The organism is Luteibacter sp. P1_D3, from assembly GCF_056406135.1.
The window spans coordinates 1-4,094 of the sequence record NZ_JBFUAT010000078.1 but is presented as its reverse complement, the minus strand read 5'-3'; the positions used below and the strand labels follow the sequence as shown (position 1 = coordinate 4,094).

General features: G+C 58.2%; 4 protein-coding genes. 3 read left to right on the top strand and 1 reads right to left on the bottom strand.

Features of this window, described 5'->3' with window-relative positions; genetic code table 11:
- The 3 genes from AC1DYM_RS22800 to AC1DYM_RS22790 all read left to right on the top strand — a co-directional run.
- A partial coding sequence (locus AC1DYM_RS22800; protein ID WP_477342309.1) for a DUF4189 domain-containing protein occupies nucleotides 1–506 on the top strand: 506 nt, incomplete at its 5' end.
- Nucleotides 507–551: 45 nt separating this feature from the next.
- Nucleotides 552–1,859: an XVIPCD domain-containing protein gene (locus AC1DYM_RS22795; protein ID WP_477342307.1), complete on the top strand. Its 1,308-nt coding sequence runs from the start codon at nucleotides 552–554 to the stop codon at nucleotides 1,857–1,859.
- 55 nt (nucleotides 1,860–1,914) lie between these two features.
- Nucleotides 1,915–2,610, top strand: coding sequence for a hypothetical protein (locus AC1DYM_RS22790; RefSeq protein ID WP_477342305.1), 696 nt, complete (start codon nucleotides 1,915–1,917; stop codon nucleotides 2,608–2,610).
- A gap of 40 nt (nucleotides 2,611–2,650) precedes the next feature.
- Here AC1DYM_RS22790 and AC1DYM_RS22785 read toward each other — a convergent pair whose 3' ends face one another.
- Nucleotides 2,651–3,199, bottom strand: a complete 549-nt coding sequence (locus tag AC1DYM_RS22785) for a helix-turn-helix domain-containing protein (protein ID WP_477342303.1) — start codon at nucleotides 3,197–3,199, stop codon at nucleotides 2,651–2,653.
- Nucleotides 3,200–4,094 lie beyond the last annotated feature (895 nt).

Below are 4,094 nucleotides of genomic sequence, written 5' to 3'. Positions count from 1 at the left end.
ACATCGACCAGTTTGATGCAGGAGAAAAGCCATCCCAGACCGCTCTCGATTATGTCCGCAAGAACGATGGCTGGCATGTGACCCGCGCAACGCGCGAGACAGTGGTGGAAGGCTACGGAGAAGCAACGACGAAGAAACTGCCCTTACCGACGTCGGGCCTGGCCAAGGACATGGACGCGAAGTGGAGTGTGCCGGTGTATCTCAACACCGTTCTATTCAACCGCCGAAATGGCAAGTTCATGTTCATGCACAAGAACAGCACTCAGGAGGCCGTTTGGGAGGCTGCAAAGGGGGACTGCAATAAAGACGATTGCGACGTCCTCGTCCAGCAGCAAGACGGTTGCATTTCGCTTGTGCGGGACGCGTCAGGCCGACCATTCGCAGCGGGAACGCCCGACCCGAAGGACGAGAAAGCCGCCTTGTCCAAAGCCATGAACGCCTGCAGCACGGCAGGCGGCAAGGCTTGCAAGGAAGCCAACACCGACTGCAACACCGGAGTTTTTTGAATCGGATTTCGTGACGGCCATGCTGGCCACTGAAAGGGAAGAGATATGGACGTTGTTTCAGACAAGAAAGTAGACAGGCTCGTCGCCACTTATGGAATGACGCGCATCTACGAGCTCGACGACAAGACATGGCTAACGGCGCAAGACGGGACGGCATCCTGGCGCAATAACAATCCCGGCAACCTCAAACTTGAATTTGCCGGCAGTGAACAGGGCTCCCACGCGATCCGAACCAAGGATGAAGCGCTGGAGACCGCTAAGCACACGTACAAGGGTGTCGTGGATCTCGACCACCACGGCAACATGGTGTTTGAAAGTTACGAAGCCGGCCGCACCGCCCAGAGGGAGTATGTCGAGAAACGCCACGGCGATCACACGGTCGAACAACTCATTCGCGAGTATTCGAAACCCGACTACAGCGGGGCCGTCCACTACGACGCGCAGGCGAAGGACATCCACGCCGTCGCTTCTGCCGAAGGCCAGGATCTTCACGGCAAGAAAGTCCGCGACATGACTGTCGAGCAGAAGGGTGCCCTCCTCGATGGCATTTCCCATTTCGAGTACTGGAAGGCCGGGACGGTCACACCCACGCCGGTAATGACGGAAGAGCAACTAGCGGCCTTGAAGGCATCTCATCCCGCCACCCAGCATGCCTCCGCGCATACCCAAGGCCATGGCAGCGCAGTCCACGCCCATAAGCAAGGAGACCATGGTCCGGCTGTCGGTGCGCTGCAGACGGATCTCGCAGCCCTCGGCATAACGGCAAGAGATGGCAGCGCCATCCATCCCGACTCTCACTTTGGTCCGCACACCAAGGAGGCCGTAGAGGCTTTCCAGGCAGCGCACGGGCTCAAAGCCGACGGCGTGGCGGGACCAGCCACCATGACTGCGATCGGCGAGGCCAAGGGCCACATGCAGGCGGCCACCCAAGTCGCACCAACGCTGCTCGATGCCCGCCACCCTGCCCACGGCATCTACGAGCAAGCCCATTCATGTGTGGCGCGTCTGGATCAGGAACAAGGACGAGCATCCGGCCCGCACACGCAAAACTTCGCCGGCAGCCTTACGTCGGCCGCCACCTCGGCCGGACTTAACCGCATTGACCATGTCGCCCTGTCCGACGATGCGAACCGCGGCTACGCCATCCAGGGGGAGCTGAACTCTCCATTCAAACGTTACGTTGAAGTGGACGTCATGCAGGCGATCCAGACGCCATTGGCACAAAGTAGCCAAGAGGCGGACGTGAATGTGCAGAACAACGCACAGCAGCAGGCGCAGGTGCAACAGCAGGTCCAGCAGCAGGCGGCGCTGGAATCGAGCCAGCAGGCAGCGGGCCCCTCGTTGGTCAGGTGAAGGATAGGGGTCGGGGCCAAAGCGCGCCGCGTCTTTAGAACTATGGATCAGTACCGTGCAAAGAAACCATAAGCGGGTAAGCAACTCCCGGCGTCGAATTCCCACCCTGTCCGACATCCTGTCTCTGCTGGCTCTCATCGTCGCCATGTTCGCGGCGTGGATCTCGCTCGACACTAAACACCAACAGTACGACGAACGGCTCTCGATAGGTATTGAGGCGTACGAACCGTCCTTCATCCACGCAAGCGTTACCTGCGGCGCCGTGGCGACGCTAATCAAGCCGTATCGGATCACCCTGATCAACACCGGAAACGCCCCACTCACGATCACGCGTTCGATGGTCGACATCGGGGGTGAAAAACCCGGCGACGCGCTGGTCCATAGCCAGGACATCATCTTGCTGGGCGAACAAGGCAGCCAGACTGCACTACCGCTCAAACTTGAAGCAGCCGATTCAAAGGTCTACTACACGCTGGCCAGCTATCCGCTTCCGCCGGCGATCAATACCCTTCTCTGCAGTGGCGTTGCCGTTGGGCAACCGCTACCCGATCGTGACGCCATCGTCAGACGGCTTCAGGATGCCTCGGTAGACCTTCAGGGCAACGCCATCCATCCTCAGGCAGCCATGCAATCCGGACCGGCGTTTCTTTGGGCTCCCGATCTTTCGAATTTCCCGCCGATGAGTATCCAGGTCGAAACCGCACGAGGTGGAAAGGCCACTGACCGCATCGTCGATAAGGCTGCGCCATAGCGTACGGAGACGCCCCAAAAGTCGCGAACCTTGATGACATCTATTTCCTCGTCGACACAGGAAGCCCCAGGGCAACGTCCATGCGATCGAAATGCACCCGCAGTTCGAGCTTTCCGCCCAGGGCCTCAAGGTAAGACATAAGAGAGCTGACGAGCACATCCCCACGCCCCTCGAATCGGGAAATGGCCGCCTGCTTGAGATTGCCGAGGGTTGCAACATCGCTTTGCGACATGTGCAGCAATTGGCGAAGGTCTGCGAGGCTCAGCGTTCCAGTTTTCCCGTTCTCCCGGCGTGCACGTAGCTGCTCGAGTCGCTCGAACGCCCGTGTCGCATCGAGGTAAAACTCATTGGGCTTGTCGCCGTAGCCCACTTCTCCGGTGTAGAACCCGAAGCCACGGTTTGGCATCCAAGATAATGATTCCTGGAAGTCGCCCTGCTCGATGTCGATGAACCACTCTGCCGCTGCGTTTTCAGGGACGTCGACTTCAAACGAATACCCGGCCGTCGATGCAAGGGTCTGGAAAGCATTCACCGCTTGGGCGGTGTCTGCAACGTTTGTCCTGATTTTCCCGCTTTGTCGAGCAGACATGATCCTTTCACCTCATCAATTCGGATGGCGCTGTGTGGATCCATACGGGCGTTGTGCCCCTGACTCCGGCGCCGGAGCGACCTGTACACCTTCTGCCTTCGTTCGACGCACCCGTACATTACACTAACGTAATAATTAGGCAAGCCGCCTGGCCAACTTAGACTTGGACTTGGCCTCGGCATCCCTATGCATTTCCGGCATTCCCGCTAAAGCAAGATCGTACGGTGCCGACAGAAATTGCAGTGCGACGCCGCGTCGCTTCGGAGACGGAGTTCACGACACGTGACGCTTGCACGCCCCAACAAAATCCCCGCGATCATCGTAGCCGCCCTCGTCTTCGCGTCACCTGTCGTTGCTCGACAAACGACCAGCACCTCGCAACGCGATCAGTCGACTCAGACGGCTTCCGCGACGCTCGTCGAAACCAGCTACTACATCAATCATGACGGTGCCTCTATCCATCGCCCGGCAATACAACAGACAACCACGCGCTGGCGGGGAAGAAGTGGAAAGATGCGACGGAGAAGCGGTATATCCGGTAAAGCTAGCTGGCTTCTGCTCGGAAAATCCGCGAGAGCATGTGTTTAGCTTTGACGCAATTACTCGCAGAGGCGTACTTCTCGTCGACAGCTAACCGACGACACCGTCCGTACAAAAAACTGGCGCGACGCTCGCCTTACGTAAATTATGTGAAATCTCAGCCAAGGGAAGATGCGCAACGATGACTTACATCGAATCAAAGATTGAGATGAGGCCAGTTGGACAGGGAGCATTTATCCGCGGCGAGGTCTCCATTTCGTCCCCGGACCACTACCATTCGCGAACGAAAGTTCGCTGGATTTATGACTGTGGCACAGAGGCATCAAAAAGCGTTATCGATGCCTCCGTGCATGAC